The sequence below is a fragment of the Ruegeria arenilitoris genome, from assembly GCF_013032855.1.
In the GTDB taxonomy this organism is placed as follows: domain Bacteria; phylum Pseudomonadota; class Alphaproteobacteria; order Rhodobacterales; family Rhodobacteraceae; genus Ruegeria; species Ruegeria arenilitoris.
In genome coordinates this window covers 736,951-752,198 of record NZ_WQDA01000002.1, presented here as the reverse complement: position 1 = coordinate 752,198, position 15,248 = coordinate 736,951, and the positions used below count along the sequence as shown (strand labels likewise).

Genomic DNA, 15,248 nt, shown 5'->3' with positions numbered 1-15,248 from the left:
CCCGCTGGCTCGCGCGCCGACAGCCGTTCGTCTAGCCGCGAAAATCTTCGAGGATCCGTCGATAGAACGCTCCTCGGGTTCGAGCGCCCAAGGGTCCTGCGACACATTCCCGACCGAGGTTCAGTTCTCCCGCGGTCACGATTTGCCGCGCGATTTGGGGCGGTGTCGTTTCGTCAGACGTTCCCGTCTTCCAATCGTGAAAGGCGGAGGAGTATCGAACGACCGCTCCGCTCGCTGGCAAGTCAAGCAAGCCACCTTCGGCAAAGAACTTCAGTCCGTCGCCCATTTCTTCCCCGATGAGTGTGAGCCTGTCACCCAAGCGATGCTTGAGAATGGCGACAAACACGATCGCGGCGGAGAACGTGAATTTGTCGACAAGTACGACGACCCGCTCACTTGCGCTTTGCGCGAATGCGTCGATCAAAGGCATCGTCAGAAGAAAATCACCGCCGGTGTTTCCGCGAACGTCAATCAAAAGCGTTTTGTCAGAGCAAGCGCGCACACGATCCGCTGCCTCGGATATGGCTTTGCGCAGCGCATCTTTGCCCGGGTCAAAGAAGCTCGGCAGTTGAATTGAAAGCCCAAGTGCCTGCCAATCCTCAATCTCCACAAAGCTCTCGGGTTCCCAAGCTGGATCGGCTTTGCCGTGCTCGTTTCTCGGGTAGAGCGTCGACGCAGGAACGGTGTTTCCATTTGCTACTTTCAGATTGGTTGTCTGCCCGTTTTCGTCCTGCACGTGATACTCGGTCATACCGTCGTCGGACGAAAATCCCAGCCGTTCCAACGCGTGCGGCCAAGCCAGGATAATCGGACCGATGACCCGCTTCCTCTGGCGCGTTCCCGCCAGAAATTTGTCCGCCGCGGCCTCGATTTCGCTTACAGCTGCGCCATTGACTGCCAGCAGCTTGCCTTGTGGGGCGATCACCCTTGATGCCGACCCAAGGACTTGGACGGAACGCCCCACGCTCACGAACCGCAGAGGCAACACCGAGATTGCATCATTCGGGATCAGCCTTGTGTGCCCGTTGTTGGGAAGTGCCAGAAGGCGCATCGCCGACAGCAGAAATGCTTCGACCGAGCCCTCAAGTGCGTATCGCCGACTGTCGCTGACACAGCTGTCTATCGCCGCCCTTTCGATCCGCCGAAAGCTGGGGTCGTTTGGCAGGACAGTCTCCAGAATGAGCTCCAGGTCATCGATCAGCGACATGGGTCACAGTGCGCATGGACGATCGGCAATGTCCAGATCGGGTGCGGGTCCGGCGCGCACCCGGCCCCGACCCTTGCTTTGAAAGGCTAAGCATCGAGCCAAAAGTTTCTGTTGCAGGGCACAGCCCGATTGGCCTGTACACCGGGCAACAACCGCTATTTACTTTTTCGCAAGAACAGCATTGGAACCCGCATCATGAAAATCGCCACCGCCGCCTACAATCTCGACTGGCTGGACAGTTGGGCGCAGTACGAAGACAAGCTGGACGCTTGGGTTTCGCAGGCCGCTGGGCAGGGGGCTGAACTGCTGGTGTTTCCCGAGTACGGCGCGATGGAGCTTTCGACGCTGGCCGGGGCCGAGGTTGCGGGGGATCTCGAACGCTCGATCCAGGCGGTATTCGAGCGGATGGAAGATGTACAAATCCTGCATCGGCGCCTCTCGGCCGCATACAATGTGTACATTCTGGGTGCGTCCGCCCCGGTTCAGGCCGGCCCAGTTCGCCCGGTGAACCGCGCCGAATTCTACGCCCCCTCAGGCGCGCAGGATCATCAGGACAAGCAGATCATGACCCGGTTCGAGCGCGAAGATTGGGACATCGCACCGGGCGGACCGCTAAAGATCTTCGAGACGGCGCTGGGTCGGATCGGCGTTCTGATATGCTATGACAGCGAGTTTCCCCTGCTGGGCCGTGCCCTGTCAGAGGCCGACGTGATTCTTGTGCCGTCCTGCACCGAGGCCCTGTCGGGCTATTGGCGGGTCCGTATCGGCGCGATGGCGCGTGCATTGGAGAATCAATGCGTTACGGTGATGGCTTCGCTGGTGGGTAACAATGAATGGTCCCAGTCCGTGGACGCAAACACTGGGACCGGAGGCGTTTTCGGCCCGCCGGACAAGGGCTTTCCACAAACCGGCGTGCTGTCGGAAGGCGTGCTCAACCAGCCCGGCTGGACCTACGCAGACGTCGATCTGTCGGCGATCGCCGAAGTTCGGGCGGATGGCCATGTCCTGAACCGATCCCACTGGACCGAGCAGACGCCCCGAGTCGAATCGGTCACAATGTCGCGCCTTTAAGTGATTCCACCCTTGAAATAAGGCCGAAATAGGCTCATTTAAGCGCCACCTGCGGATTCTGCAGGGCAACGCAAAGATGGAGACAACATGGCCAAGGAAGATACGCTCGAATTTCCCGGTGTCGTGAAGGAACTCCTGCCTAATGCGACGTTTCGGGTCGAGCTGGAAAACGGCCATGAGATCATCGCACATACGGCAGGCAAGATGCGCAAAAACCGCATCCGTGTTCTGGCCGGCGACAAGGTTCAGGTCGAGATGACCCCCTATGATCTGACCAAGGGTCGGATCAACTACCGCTTCAAGTAACGCCTGCCGCAATGGCGTTCATTCTAGGATCGGGCAGCCCCAGACGGCTGGACCTGCTGGCTCAGCTTGGCGTGCAGCCCGACGCCATTTCGGCCCCCGACATCGACGAAGACCCCCAAAGGGGCGAGCTTCCGCTGCCGTATTGTGCGCGCATTGCGCGCGAGAAGGTGCATGCCGTGAAGGCGGCCCCGGACGATATCGTCCTGTGCGCCGACACGACGGTTGCGCTGGGTCGACGCATATTGGGCAAGCCCGAGGATGCGGGGGAGGCAGCCGAATTTCTGCACGCCCTGTCGGGCCGTCGCCACCGTGTGATCACCTCGGTCGCGGTGCGTCGCGGCGATCGGGTGCTGCAGCGTGATGTGGTCAGCCAGGTCAAGGTCAAGCGTCTTTCGGACGTGGAAATCAACGCCTATCTCGCCACCGGCGATTGGCAGGGCAAAGCCGGTGCCTATGCCATCCAAGGGCCCGCGGGTGCCTTCATTCCGTGGATCTCGGGCTCGTTCACCGGTATCGTCGGGCTGCCTTTGTCCGAAACCGCAGGACTGTTGCAAGGCATCGGTTACCCCTTGTATCGCGAGGCACTATGAAAGGTCGAACGATCATTCTGGATCACATTCAAGGCCGCGAAGCCGCAGCCCTGATGGTGGATGGCAAACTGGATGATTTCCTGATCGCCGCCGATGCGCCTGCCCCTGGTACGATCTACCGTGCCCGGGCCGAGCGGGCGATCAAAGGGCAGGGCGGGATGTTCCTGACAACGCCGGATGGTCCGGCTTTCCTTCGGCAGGTCAAGGGACTGGCGCCGGGTGAGATGCTGTTGGTGCAGGTCACGGGCTATGCCGAACCGGGCAAAGCCCTGCCGGTGACGAACCGCATCCTGTTCAAAAGCCGCTATGCCATCGTCACGCCGGACGCGCCCGGGCTGAACATCTCCCGCTCGATCCGCGATGATGAGGAGCGCGACCGGCTACTGGTGATCGCGCATGAGCAGATGGACGGCAGCCCCTTCGGTCTGATCCTGCGCTCCGGTTGCCAGGGCGCGGATGCCGATGAGATCGCCGAAGACATCGCCGCCATGCGAGCGCTGGCCGAGCAGGTCGTGAACGACACCGGAAACGCGCCGGAAACGCTGTCCGAGGGCGACGGACCGCATGTCCTCGCCTGGCGCGAATGGGTGGAGCCGGCCGAGGTCTCGACCCAGGCGGGCGGGTTTGCGGACCATGGTGTGCTCGAGGCGCTGGACGTTGCACGTGGTGCATCCCATCCTTTGGCGGGAGGGGCGCATATGTATATCGAACCCACTCGGGCGTTGGTGGCCGTGGATGTGAACACCGGTTCGGATGGCTCGCTGGCTGCGGGGACAAAGGCCAATTTCGCCTGCGCCAAGGAACTGCCGCGCGCCCTGCGCGTGCGCGGGCTGGGCGGGCAGATCACGCTCGACCTTGCGCCGATGCCCAAAAAAGACCGGCGCGGATTCGAATCCGCACTCCGCGCTGCCTTCAGGGCTGACAGCGAAGAAACGATCCTCGCCGGCTGGACGCCGCTGGGGCATTTCGAATTGCAGCGAAAACGCGGCCGTATCCCATTGTCGGAGGTCCTGAGATGAGCTGCCCGATCTGCGGAGAAGATACGGTCAAACAGTTTCGTCCGTTTTGCTCGAAACGCTGCGCCGATATCGATCTGGCCAAGTGGCTGAACGGCTCCTATGCGGTTCCGTCGCAGCGCGAGGATGACCTTGACGATGAGATTCAGGATGCTGTCGAAATCAAGGATCGCCCGCACTGAAAAAATCTGAAAAAGCCTCTGGACACCGCGTTTGGCAAGTCATAGAAGGCCTGCACCCAACGGCAAACGCCGTTCCCGTGCCCGGGTAGCTCAGGGGTAGAGCAGTGGATTGAAAATCCTCGTGTCGGTGGTTCGATTCCGCCCCCGGGCACCATTCCCAACAGGTAAGCTACTGTTTCCCTTCAGCTTTAACTGGAGCTGATCAAGGGCGTAGTACATGCTGGAGAACAAAACCGTTCCCTTCTCATTTGTGAAAGCTGGGGTCTTTTACTTCACACGACGGGTCCCGAAAGACCTCGATCACCACAATACCACCGAAAAAATTCGTTCTGGCTACGGACAAGATCAGCGGCGGTCGCAAAGTACCGAGCGCAAAGAGCTGCTCAGCAACTCGATGAACACTGGTACCACCTACGCATCCAAAACGTAGACCTACCGGGCAAGCATCTCCTGAGGATGGGAACTGCTGCCGAGCTTGGGTCTTCGATGTCATGCACTGATCAAGCTACCGCTGACGCTGTAAAGCTCTCAGAAGCCATATCAGTATATCTGCAATTTCAAAGATTTAGTGGCTGGGGTGGTAGGATTCGAACCTACGATACACGGTACCAAAAACCGCTGCCTTACCACTTGGCTACACCCCAACGGTGAGCGGCTATCTACGATTGTTGGTGACGGTGTTCAAGTGCTTTCCCGCAAAAAATCGAAACCCGTGAAAATTTTTTTGCGGGCGATCTATTTGGTCTCCAACAGCACCGCTCCGGTTCGGTTTCCGGCCTCGACGGCGCGGTGTGCAACGGCGCAGTCTTCCATCGAATAGACCTTTTGGATCGGGCAGTTCAGCGCGCCGTCGGTCAGCGCGTGGTGGAGGTTCGCGATGGCCTCGTCGCGCAGATCGGCCGGCAGCAAATACACCAAAACCATTTCCAACGTCACCGATTTGAACATGAGCGGGTAGAACGGAAGCGTCGGCGTCATATTCTGCGCCGAGCCATACGCATTGATTCTGCCGCTTTCGGCGATAACTGCAACGTTGGTTTCGACGTTTTGGCCAAACTCCACATCGACGATGCGATCGACCGGAAGCCCTTGATTGGCGTCCAGGATCTGTGCGGGCAAATCGGTCGCCGTGTAATCCAGCACCGCATCAGCTCCGGCCTTTGTCACACGTTCGAAGTTGCGTGGACTGGCTGTGGCCAGCACCTTTGCTCCGCCCCATTTGGCCAATTGGACGGCAAGAAATCCGACCGTCCCTGCACCGCCGTGAACCAGCAGGGTTTTACCCGATACCGGGCCTCCGGAAAACACGGTGTGGCTGGCGGTCAGGCCGGGAATGCCAAGAACGGCACCGGTTTCCAGCGCGACCGTGTCGGGCAGGTGAACCGCCTGTTCCGAGGGCAGGGTGATTTGGGTTGCGGCCGTCCCGAAAGCACGGCCCCACTGGCCGTTCCAGATCCAGACCCTTTGACCTACCCGCGAGTCCGGAACCCCTGGTCCGACAGCAGAGATGACACCTGAACCGTCGCTGTGCGGCACGATTACCGGGAAAGGCGGCTTGGTGATCCCGGGCCGTGCCCCCGCACGTGCCTTCACGTCCGAAGGGTTCACTCCGGAATAAGCCAGCGCAACGGTCACTTCGCCCGGGCCCGGGGGTGTATCCGGTAGTTCTTGAATGGACAGAACATCGGCGGCGGGTCCAAATGTCTGGTAGGTGACGGCTTTCATGGCAGCTCCGGTTTGTCGCGTCGTGACGTTCACCCTATCGTCGCCGTCCAGGAATGCTAGCCTGTCAAAAAACCATGGGAGATCAGACGATGAAGGCGTTGCGCACACCGGACGAACGGTTCCAAAATCTGCCCGACTATGATTTCGCACCCAACTACCTTGAGGTGGATGATACTGAAGGCGGCGCGTTGCGGGTCCATTATCTGGATGAGGGGCCGCGCGCGGAAGCTCCAGTACTGATGATGCACGGCGAGCCAAGTTGGGCTTATCTGTACCGTCACATGATCCCGCCAGTCGCCGCCGCGGGTCACCGGGTCATCGCTCCGGACCTTGTGGGTTTCGGCAGATCCGACAAACCCGTCGACCGCGACGACTATACCTATGCGCGGCATGTCTTCTGGATGGGTGAGGTCCTGCGTCAACTCGATCTGCGGGACATCACCCTGGTCTGTCAGGACTGGGGCGGATTGATCGGGTTGCGCCTGTGGGCCGAGATGCCAGACAGGTTCGCCCGGGTCGTTGTCGCCAACACGGCCTTACCAACCGGGGACCAGCCCTTGGGCGAGGCGTTTGCCGCCTGGCGACAGTTCAGCCAGGAGGTGCCGGATTTCCGCGCCGGTCGCATCGTCTATGGCGGAACGGTTTCAAAGCTGTCCGAGGCCGAGGTCGCCGCCTATGACGCGCCGTTCCCTGACGATCGTTACAAGGCGGGGGCGCGACAGTTTCCGATGCTGGTGCCTGACCGCCCCGACGACCCCGAGTCGGAACCGAACCGACAGGCTTGGAACGTTATCCGCGATCTGCAAACCCCTGTCCTGACGGTTTTTGGTGCTGAGGACAGGATCATGGCCGGGGTGGATGGGGTTTTTCAGAAACTTTGTCCTGGTGCAGCGGGACAGAACCATGTTGTGCTGCCGAAAGCCGGTCACTTCCTTCAGGAGGACGTGCCCCAGGAACTTGCGGAAACGGTTCTGGCCTTCATCCGCGAGACGGCTTGAGCAGGGGTCTCATTCCCGGATTTCGTCGGGCTCCACGCCCCAAAGATTGCTTTTGAGGGTCCAGCCGCGATAGCCACCGGCCGAAATGCGGCACCAATCCACCGTGCAGGTACCCAAGCGGGCCACGACGCCTGTTTCGAAATGAGCGTTGACCGGGGATTTGGGATCGGGGCTGGCGTAGACCGGCAGCATGTCCGATTCAATCAGAACCGTGCGGACACCTGACAACAGAGCGTAGTGGACCCATCCGCCGGCCCCGTCGCGATCCTGAACCTTGCGCCAGTTGCCGTATTCGGCCGTCACCTGAAGTGGCATGCCGCGTCGCTTGAACACCCAGTCAACACGATGAGTCAGCGAAGGACCGCGGCGTACGTTCGCCTCGGCCGCCTTCATCGACACGTAGCGCGGCAAAGGCAGGTTCGTCACCTGCCCGCGTTTTTCCTGCGCGTGCGCGATTGCGCCTGTCAGGAACAGAAGCGTGATTAGAAATGCCAGAACTGGGCGTTTCGCCCTCAAGAAAGCACTCACTGCCTGCCCGCTGATTTGCCTGTCTGCCGTGTTTCAAAAAAGGTTGGAGCGATGCCCATGGGGTTCTTGTGCCCCGACTGATCCTGCGCCACGATGCCATGACGCGCATCGGAATGCAAAGCGGTAGGAGGGCTGAAGTGCCAAGAGAACGTCTGAGTGTTGTTGTAACGCGACGGTTGCCCGAAGTGGTCGAGACACGTCTGAGCGAGTTGTTCGACGTCCGTTTGCGGGACACCGACACACCGATGACGCGCGACGAGTTGGTCGAGGCGGTCAAACAGGCCGATGTGCTGGTTCCGACGATCACGGACACGATCGACGCGGGTGTTTTGGGCCAAGCCGGAGAGCGGCTGAGGCTGATTGCGAATTATGGCGCCGGTGTCGACCATATCGATGTCGCGACGGCCCGTCAGCGCGGCATCCTGGTCTCGAACACGCCGGGTGTTCTGACCGACGATACCGCCGACATGACGATGGCGCTGATCCTTGCCGTAACCCGTCGGATTCCCGAGGGTCTGTCGGTTATGCAAAAGGGGGACTGGACCGGCTGGGCGCCGACGGCATTCCTTGGCGGGCGGATAGGAGGCCGGCGTCTGGGCATTCTGGGTATGGGGCGGATCGGACAGGCCGTCGCGCGCCGCGCCCGGGCCTTCGGAATGCAGGTCCACTACCACAACCGCCGCCGGTTGCGTCCCGAAATAGAACAGGATCTTGAGGCGACCTATTGGGAAAGCCTCGATCAGATGGTGGCGCGTATGGACGTGATCTCGATCAACTGCCCATCAACGCCGTCGTCATTTCATCTGATGAACGCGCGACGTCTAAAGCTGATGAAGCCGACGGCGGTCATCGTGAACACGTCGCGGGGCGAGGTGTTGGACGAAAACGCGTTGACCCGGATGATCCGGGCGGGCGAGATCGCCGGGGCCGGGCTGGACGTCTACGAGCACGGCACCGACGTGAATCCTCGACTTCGGCAGCTGCCGAATGTCGTGCTGCTGCCGCATATGGGGTCGGCGACGCTCGAGGGTCGCATCGAGATGGGCGAAAAGGTCATCATCAATATCAAGACGTTTGAAGACGGGCACCGGCCGCCTGATCAGGTCGTTCCCGCGATGCTGTAAGAACACGCCAAGGCATACGGGCTCCTGCTGTTTGCAAGGCAGAGCTTTGCCGTCTTTGGCGGTCGTCCCCGCACATGGTTGCGGGGCAGTACGGTGCCGTGCACTGTCAGAATCAGTATTTGGATAAGGAGGTTTATTATGTGCTCCAATTGGTTCCCTACTGTTGTGGCCTGCGCGCTGACCCTGGCGAGCCCAGTGTTTGCCCAGCAAACCGCCGATGAGGTCGCGCCCGAGGGTGCATCCGACGGCCAGGTTCAGGCCTTGACCGACGAGGTGATCGCCGCGCTGAAGGCCAAGGCCGACGGTGTGCCCGTCAAAGCTGAAACCTGGATGGTTGCGGCGGCCAACCCGCTGGCCGTCGAGGCGGGTGCCAAGGTTCTGGCTGCCGGCGGAACGGCAGCGGATGCAATGGTCGCCGTTCAGGTTGTCTTGGGCCTGGTCGAACCGCAGTCCTCGGGACTGGGCGGGGGTGCCTTTCTGGTCTGGTACGACGCGGCCAGCGGACGCCTGACCACCTTGGATGGGCGAGAAACCGCGCCGAGAGAGGCAAGCCCGACCCTGTTTCAAGACGAAAACGGCGAGCCGCTCAAATTCTTCGACGCGGTTGTTGGCGGGCTTTCGGTCGGGACACCCGGCACGCCTGCATTGTTGGAGGAAGCCCATCGGCGCTGGGGGCGTAGCCCCTGGCCCGGTCTGTTCGAAGATGGTATCCGATTGGCCGACGAGGGGTTTGTCGTTTCACCCCGGCTGGCGGGCTTGATTCAGGCCGACGCTGAACGTCTGGCACGCTTCCCGGACACGGCCAACTACTTCCTGCCGGGCGGCGAGCCGCTGGCCCAGGGTCAGCGCCTCACCAACCCAGACTATGCCGAAACCCTGCGGGTTCTGGCGTCCGAAGGGGCTGCGGGCTTTTATGGAGGAGAGATCGCGGCTGACATCGTGCGGACTGTGCGAAACGCTCCGGGTAACCCGGGGGTTTTGTCCGGAGTTGATCTGGCGTTGTATCAGGTGATTGAGCGCGAGCCGATCTGTGCCACCTATCGCAGCTATGAGGTCTGCGGGATGGGTCCGCCGTCCTCGGGCGCGCTGACGGTTGGGCAGATCCTTGGCATTCTCGACAATTACGATTTGGCGGAGATGGGTCCCGAAAGCGCCGAAGCGTGGCGGCTGATCGGCGATGCCTCGCGCCTGGCCTTCGCGGATCGCGGTCGCTACATGGCCGACAGTGATTTCATTCCGATGCCGACGCAGGGCCTGGTCGATCCGGCCTATCTGGCCGATCGTGCCGCGTTGCTGGATGACGCTGGGGCGTTGACCGAGGTTGCGCCGGGAAATCCTGAGTTTGACCACGCGCTGAACTGGGCCGACGATGCGTCGATCGAGCTGCCGTCGACGTCCCATATTTCGATCGTAGACGTCTATGGAAACGTGCTTTCAATGACCACGACAATCGAGAACGGTTTTGGTTCGCGTCTGATGACCAACGGCTTTCTGCTGAACAACGAACTGACCGACTTTTCCTTCCGGACCCACAGGGACGGGGTTCCGATTGCCAACCGGATCGAACCGGGCAAACGCCCCCGTTCCTCGATGAGTCCGACGATTGTCATGCAGGACGGGTCTCCGGTTCTGGCGATCGGGTCTCCGGGTGGCAGCCGGATCATCGGTTACGTCGCAAAATCCATCATTGCCTGGGCGGATTGGGGTATGGACGTCCAGCAGGCGGTCGCCCTTCCGCATCTGGTGAACCGTTTCGGGACCTATGATGTCGAGGTCGGCACAAGCGCCGAAGTTTTTGCGGACATGTTGGGCGAGCTGGGCTTTGAAGTGAACGCGCGGGATCTGACCTCGGGCCTTCATGCCATCGAAATCCGCGACGGTCTGCACGGCGGAGCTGATCCACGTCGAGAGGGCATCGCATTGGGCGAGTGATCACGTCGCAGCGATGGGTATTGCTCCTGTGGCGTGGGCCTTCTAGTCATAGTCTGGGCCTGCGCCACTGCACCAAGGGAGGGTTGCCATGGTTGAAGCGACAGCATTGTTCCGCAATGCGGCGGGGATCGACACCGCCATCAGCATTCTGAAACAGCGGTTCGGGGACCGGTTGCAGACCGGCGCCTCGGTCCGCGAGCAGCACGGGCACACCACGACCTGGATCGAAAACCAAAGCCCGGATGCGGTGGTCTTTCCCAATTCGACCGAGGAGGTCTCGGACATCGTCAAGACCTGTGCGGCGCACAAGGTTCCCGTCATTCCTTTCGGCACCGGGACGTCGCTGGAAGGTCACGTGAACGCGCCCGCCGGCGGGGTTTGCATCGATCTTGGCCAGATGAACCGGGTTTTGGCCGTGAACGAAGGTGATCTGGATTGCGTCGTGCAGCCCGGGGTCACCCGCGAGGACTTAAACACCCATCTGCGCGACAAGGGGCTGTTCTTTCCGATTGATCCCGGAGCCAATGCCTCATTGGGCGGGATGGCGGCGACCCGAGCGTCGGGTACCAATGCGGTTCGCTATGGAACGATGAAGGACAATGTCCTGAGCCTCGAGGCGGTTATGCCCGATGGCAAAATCATCCGTACCGGTCACCGGGCCAAAAAATCCTCGGCCGGCTACGACCTAACCCGCTTGCTTATCGGTGCCGAGGGCACGCTGGGCATCATTACCGAACTGACTTTGAAACTTCACGGCATCCCCGAGGCGATTACCTCCGCCCGGTGTTCTTTCCCGACGGTTGATGCGGCCTGTCAGGCCGTGATGACGACCATTCAATTTGGCGTTCCGGTTGCCCGGATCGAACTGCTGGACGCGATGTCGGTCAAGGCGGCCAACGCGTATTCCGGGCTGAAGCTGCCGGAAACGCCGTTGCTTCTGCTCGAGTTTCATGGCTCGGAGGCCGGCGCAGCGGAGCAGGCCGAAACCTTTGGCGAAATCGCCGAGGATTTTGGCGGCACCGGCTTTGTTGCTACGGCCAGCACCGAAGAAAGGTCCAAGCTCTGGCAGGCGCGGCACGACATGTATTGGGCGTCCCTCCAGCTTCGGCCCGGAGCGCGTGGAATCTCGACGGATGTCTGCGTCCCGATCTCGCGCTTGGCCGAATGCGTCACCGAGGCTCAGGACAAGGCAGCCGAGTTGGACCTGCTGGCCCCGGTCGTCGGTCATGTCGGTGACGGAAACTTCCACACGCTGGTGCTGATCGACATGGACAATGCCGACGAAGTGGCGCGGGCCAGTCAGTTTGTCGGATGGCTCAATGATCTGGCGATCTCGATGGACGGGACCTGCACGGGTGAGCATGGAATCGGGCAGGGCAAGAAACCGTATCTGGTACGGGAACTTGGGGATGCGACCCGGTACATGGCGGCGATCAAGGCCGCGCTGGATCCTGACAACATCATGAACCCCGGCAAGATCGTCTGACCAGGCCGGGAAAGCGCACGCAACCATCGGCTGTTGGTGCGTGCCCGTTCGCGGATTCGCGTCCCAACGTGTACGGCAGGTCGGTTTTGCACCGTTTTGCGTCGGATGGACTTGGCGCTGATTGGTCTCGTTCGGCATAAACCTTGCCAAACAGACTCAATCCGGAGAGCGGGCGTATGAAAACCCAAGTCAAAGCACTGGTCGTTGGCGGCGGCGCCGTTGGGACCTCGATAGCCTATCACCTGGCCAAGGCGGGCTGGGATGATGTCATGCTGATCGAGAGGGACGAGTTGACCTCGGGCTCGACCTGGCACGCTGCGGGTTTGCTTCCGCTGTTCAACATGTCCTATGCGACGACCCATATCCACAAATACTCGGTGGATTTCTACAAGACGCTGGAAGAGGAAACCGGCCTGAACGCGGGGTTCGCGGTGGTTGGAAACCTGCGCATGGCGCAGACGCAGGACCGCATGGATGAGTTCATGCTCTATGCCTCGACTGCCGAGACCTGCGACGTCAAATATGAATGGTTGACGCCCGAGCAGATCAAGGAGCGCTGGCCGCTGATCGAAACCTCGGATCTGAAGGGCGCGCTTTACCATACCGAGGACGGTTACATCAATCCGGCCGACGTGACCCAGGCGATGGCCAAGGGCGCCCGCCAGCGCGGTGTCGAGATCGTGCGCAAGATGCAGGCCGATGCCTTCCATTGGAACGGAACCCATTGGGAAGTCACCTGCACCAAGATGGTCGAAAAGGGTGGCAACCTTGTCCCCAGCGACGAGCAGGTAGTCATCACCGCCGAGCACGTGGTGACCGCTTCGGGAAACCATGCCCAGCGTACCGCCAAGCTGCTGGGCATCAAGATGCCCGCGATCCCGGTCGAGCATACCTTCATTGTCATGGACAAGGATCCGGAACTGGTGAAATGGCGTGAAGCCGGCAATCCGGAACACCCGGTCGTGCGCGACGCCGACAACGAATCCTACGCACGTGAGGAGCGCGGCGGCTGGATCCTCGGCATCTACGAGCACGGTGCCCCGGCACGCTTCGAATACGGTGTGCCCGACAGTTTCCGCGCTGACCTGTTCCCTCTGGATTTGGACCGGATCGCCGATCAGTACATGGCCATGGCCGAGCGTGTCCCGTCCTGTGCCGAGTCCGGCCTGAAGGACGATTTCAACGGTCCCATCTGCTATACGCCTGATGGCAACCCGCTGGTCGGCCCGGCGCCGGGCCTGCGAAATATGTGGCTGGCCGAAGGGTTCAGCTTTGGCATCACCGCCGCCGGCGGCACCGGCTATTATCTGGCGCAGATGATGGTCGATGGCGAAGCCGAGATCGACATGGCCTCGCTGGACCCCAAACGCTATTCGTCCAACTGGATGACCACCGAATTCGCCGCGCGCAAGAATGAAGAGTGCTACGAGCACGTCTACATTCTGCACCACCCGGACGAAGAGCGCGAGGCCTGCCGTCCGCTGCGCACCGTTCCGGCTTATGATCGTCAGAAAGCCCGTGGCGCGCAGTTTGGGTGGGTTAACGGTTGGGAACGCCCCAACTATTTTGGCCCGGTCGATGCCTCCGACAACTTCGACAAGGAAAGCCGCAGTTTCCGCCGTGGTGGATGGTGGCAGTATGCCGTCGAAGAAGCCAATGCGATCCGCAACGGTGTTGGCCTGATCGACGCGTCAGCCTTCACCAAGCATGTCGTCAAGGGCCCCGGTGCCACGCAGTTTCTGGACTGGTTCACCTGCAACAAGCTGCCCAAGGTCGGCCGCATCAACCTGACCTATGCGCTGACAGACCACGGCACCACCCGCACCGAATACACCATCGTGCGGCTGAAAGAGAACGAGTACTACCTCGTCTCGGCCGGTGCCTGGACCGAGTATGACGCCGACTTCCTGCGCAAGGCGGCCGAGGACAAGATGGACGAGTTCGGCTACATCGAGATCCAGGACGTGACCACCCAGTGGGGCGTTTTCGCCATCGCCGGGCCGAAATCGCGCGACGTGCTGAAAGAGGTCATCAAGGACACCGAGCCGGAAACCGCCCTGTCGAACAAGCGCTTCCCGTGGCTGTCGGCACGTCAGATCGAACTGGGCATGTGCCCGGTCAACGCGATCCGCGTGGCCTATACCGGCGAGCTGGGCTGGGAACTGCATCACCCGATCGAGATGCAGAACTACCTGTTCGATCTTCTGGAGACGGCCGGCGAGAAGCACGGCATGAAGCTGGTCGGCGCCCGCGCCCAGAACTGGCTGCGGCAGGAGAAATCCTATCGCGCCTTCGGCACCGAACTGGGCCGCGATGCCACCCCGCTCGAGGCCGACCTGCCGCGTTTCGTCGATCTGGACAAGGAGTTCCACGGCAAGGACAAGCTGATCGAAACCGGCGTACGGGTGAAATGCTGTACCCTGCTGATCGACGGGCCCGAGGATGCCGACCCGTGGGGCCGCGAGGCGCTGTATACGCCCGAAGGTGAGCGCGTGGGGCGTCTGACCTCGGGCGGGTATTCGGTGGCTTTCAAGAAATCCATCGGCATGGGTTATGTAAAGCCCGATCTGGCCGTGGAAGGTACCAAACTGAAGGTCAAAATGCTGGACCAGCTGTGGGATGCGGTCGTGACGTGCGACAGCCCCTATGACCCCAAGAACGAGACCATCCGCAAGGACGGTTGATCGGACAGAGGCCCCGGACAACTCCGGGGCCTTTATTTGGCTATGCGCTGAGTTCGTCGAAGCACTCCAGCGCCTTGGCTGCGTACATCATCGACGGACCGCCACCCATCTGGATCGCCATGGCCAGAACGTCCGAGAATTCCTCACGCGAAGCGCCGGCCTTGACCAGTGTTTCGGTGTGCAACGAAATGCAGGGTTCGCACCGTACTGCGATGGACATGCCCAAGGCGATGAACTCCTTGGTCTTGAAGTCCAGTGCTCCGCCTTCCTTGACCGATTTCCCGAGCGCGCCGAAAGCGCGGGCGGTATCTGGTATGGCTCCGTTCAGGTTGCGCAATCCGCTGCGCGTTTCAGCAAGCTTGTCTGACCAGGTCATGTCTTGTGCCTCTTTTACATATT

15 protein-coding genes and 2 tRNA genes are annotated in these 15,248 nt (G+C 60.9%); 12 read left to right on the top strand and 5 right to left on the bottom strand.

What is annotated here, in order from left to right:
- Positions 1-31: 31 nt before the first annotated feature.
- Positions 32-1,207, bottom strand: a complete 1,176-nt coding sequence (locus GOW72_RS09930; RefSeq protein WP_170366712.1) for a S41 family peptidase — start codon at positions 1,205-1,207, stop codon at positions 32-34.
- A gap of 195 nt (positions 1,208-1,402) precedes the next feature.
- Here GOW72_RS09930 and GOW72_RS09925 point away from each other — a divergent pair, with 195 nt between their 5' ends.
- The 7 genes from GOW72_RS09925 to GOW72_RS09895 all read left to right on the top strand — a co-directional run bounded on the left by GOW72_RS09925 (position 1,403) and on the right by GOW72_RS09895 (position 4,802).
- Positions 1,403-2,278, top strand: a complete 876-nt coding sequence (locus GOW72_RS09925; protein WP_170366711.1) for a carbon-nitrogen hydrolase family protein — start codon at positions 1,403-1,405, stop codon at positions 2,276-2,278.
- Between the two features lie 87 nt (positions 2,279-2,365).
- Positions 2,366-2,584, top strand: coding sequence for a translation initiation factor IF-1 (infA, locus tag GOW72_RS09920; RefSeq protein ID WP_005978431.1), 219 nt, complete (start codon positions 2,366-2,368; stop codon positions 2,582-2,584).
- 11 nt (positions 2,585-2,595) lie between these two features.
- A complete protein-coding gene (locus tag GOW72_RS09915; protein WP_170366710.1) occupies positions 2,596-3,174 on the top strand; it encodes a Maf family protein in 579 nt (192 codons plus the stop codon).
- A complete protein-coding gene (locus GOW72_RS09910) occupies positions 3,171-4,193 on the top strand; it encodes a ribonuclease E/G (protein WP_170366709.1) in 1,023 nt (340 codons plus the stop codon). Before GOW72_RS09915 ends, GOW72_RS09910 begins: the two co-directional genes overlap by 4 nt.
- Positions 4,190-4,372: a DNA gyrase inhibitor YacG gene (locus GOW72_RS09905; RefSeq protein ID WP_170337460.1), complete on the top strand. Its 183-nt coding sequence runs from the start codon at positions 4,190-4,192 to the stop codon at positions 4,370-4,372. Before GOW72_RS09910 ends, GOW72_RS09905 begins: the two co-directional genes overlap by 4 nt.
- A gap of 79 nt (positions 4,373-4,451) precedes the next feature.
- Positions 4,452-4,526 (top strand) — tRNA-Phe (locus GOW72_RS09900).
- Between the two features lie 63 nt (positions 4,527-4,589).
- Positions 4,590-4,802 (top strand): hypothetical protein, encoded by a 213-nt coding sequence (locus tag GOW72_RS09895; RefSeq protein WP_170366708.1) that lies wholly within the window; start codon positions 4,590-4,592, stop codon positions 4,800-4,802.
- A 139-nt stretch (positions 4,803-4,941) separates the two neighbouring features.
- Here the strand turns inward: GOW72_RS09895 and GOW72_RS09890 are convergent.
- A tRNA-Gln gene (locus GOW72_RS09890) sits at positions 4,942-5,016 on the bottom strand.
- Positions 5,017-5,107: 91 nt separating this feature from the next.
- Positions 5,108-6,097 carry an NADPH:quinone reductase gene (locus tag GOW72_RS09885; protein WP_170366707.1) on the bottom strand — a complete coding sequence of 330 codons (990 nt, stop codon included), beginning with the start codon at positions 6,095-6,097 and terminating at the stop codon, positions 5,108-5,110.
- A 74-nt stretch (positions 6,098-6,171) separates the two neighbouring features.
- Between GOW72_RS09885 and GOW72_RS09880 the strand changes: the two genes are divergently transcribed.
- Complete coding sequence (locus GOW72_RS09880) at positions 6,172-7,095, top strand: haloalkane dehalogenase (RefSeq protein WP_217358124.1); 924 nt, start codon at positions 6,172-6,174, stop codon at positions 7,093-7,095.
- A gap of 9 nt (positions 7,096-7,104) precedes the next feature.
- Here GOW72_RS09880 and GOW72_RS09875 read toward each other — a convergent pair whose 3' ends face one another.
- Positions 7,105-7,578 (bottom strand): SH3 domain-containing protein, encoded by a 474-nt coding sequence (locus GOW72_RS09875; RefSeq protein ID WP_260066315.1) that lies wholly within the window; start codon positions 7,576-7,578, stop codon positions 7,105-7,107.
- A gap of 182 nt (positions 7,579-7,760) precedes the next feature.
- On the opposite strand from GOW72_RS09875, the gene GOW72_RS09870 reads away from it, so the two are divergent.
- The 4 genes from GOW72_RS09870 to GOW72_RS09855 all read left to right on the top strand — a co-directional run bounded on the left by GOW72_RS09870 (position 7,761) and on the right by GOW72_RS09855 (position 14,849).
- Entirely contained in the window at positions 7,761-8,747 is a 987-nt protein-coding gene (locus GOW72_RS09870) for a 2-hydroxyacid dehydrogenase (RefSeq protein ID WP_170337463.1), read from the top strand.
- A 138-nt stretch (positions 8,748-8,885) separates the two neighbouring features.
- Positions 8,886-10,679: a gamma-glutamyltransferase gene (gene ggt / locus GOW72_RS09865; RefSeq protein ID WP_170366706.1), complete on the top strand. Its 1,794-nt coding sequence runs from the start codon at positions 8,886-8,888 to the stop codon at positions 10,677-10,679.
- A gap of 88 nt (positions 10,680-10,767) precedes the next feature.
- Positions 10,768-12,165, top strand: coding sequence for an FAD-binding oxidoreductase (locus tag GOW72_RS09860; RefSeq protein WP_170366705.1), 1,398 nt, complete (start codon positions 10,768-10,770; stop codon positions 12,163-12,165).
- A gap of 176 nt (positions 12,166-12,341) precedes the next feature.
- Positions 12,342-14,849 carry a GcvT family protein gene (locus GOW72_RS09855; protein WP_170366704.1) on the top strand — a complete coding sequence of 836 codons (2,508 nt, stop codon included), beginning with the start codon at positions 12,342-12,344 and terminating at the stop codon, positions 14,847-14,849.
- A 40-nt stretch (positions 14,850-14,889) separates the two neighbouring features.
- Here GOW72_RS09855 and GOW72_RS09850 read toward each other — a convergent pair whose 3' ends face one another.
- Positions 14,890-15,225 (bottom strand): carboxymuconolactone decarboxylase family protein, encoded by a 336-nt coding sequence (locus tag GOW72_RS09850; RefSeq protein WP_170337780.1) that lies wholly within the window; start codon positions 15,223-15,225, stop codon positions 14,890-14,892.
- Between the last annotated feature and the right edge of the window lie 23 nt (positions 15,226-15,248).